We start from the raw sequence: 734 nt of genomic DNA on the forward strand, positions 1-734 counted from the left end.
GGCGATGCAGAAGGTCGGCTATGAGACGTCTCCGCTGGAGGACGGGTCGCTGGACGGCTACCACGTCCATCCGGTGCCGCTGACCACGCTGACGGTGGAGGCGCTGAAGGAGTTCGACCTCACCCGTAAGGAGGCCGAGCGCAGCAAGAACATGTTCGCGCTGGGCCTGCTGAGCTGGATGTATCACCGGCCCACGGAGGGCACGGAGAAGTTCCTGAAGTCGAAGTTCGCGAAGAAGCCCGATATCGCGGCGGCGAACATCGCCGCGTTCCGGGCGGGCTGGAACTTCGGGGAGACGACGGAGGACTTCGCCGTTTCCTACGAGGTCGCCCCGGCGGCCACGGCGTTCCCGCCGGGGGTGTACCGCAACATCTCCGGCAATCTCGCCCTGTCCTACGGTCTGGTCGCCGCGAGCCGGCAGGCGGATCTGCCGCTGTATCTGGGGTCGTACCCGATCACGCCGGCCTCGGACATCCTGCACGAACTGTCGAAGCACAAGAACTTCGGGGTACGGACGTTCCAGGCGGAGGACGAGATCGCCGGGATCGGGGCGGCGCTGGGCGCGGCCTTCGGCGGTTCGCTGGCGGTGACCACGACGTCCGGCCCGGGTGTGGCGCTGAAGTCGGAGACGATCGGCCTGGCGGTGTCGCTGGAGTTGCCGCTGCTGGTCGTGGACATCCAGCGTGGTGGCCCGTCGACGGGGCTGCCCACCAAGACCGAGCAGGCGGACCTGC

1 protein-coding gene is annotated in these 734 nt (G+C 68.0%); it reads left to right on the plus strand.

Features of this window, described 5'->3' with window-relative positions:
- On the plus strand, positions 1–734 hold a 734-nt coding region (locus tag CCL05_RS42325; RefSeq protein WP_208641748.1), incomplete at both ends, for a 2-oxoacid:acceptor oxidoreductase family protein.

Source organism: Streptomyces africanus, from assembly GCF_002150735.1.
Taxonomy (GTDB): domain Bacteria; phylum Actinomycetota; class Actinomycetes; order Streptomycetales; family Streptomycetaceae; genus Streptomyces; species Streptomyces africanus.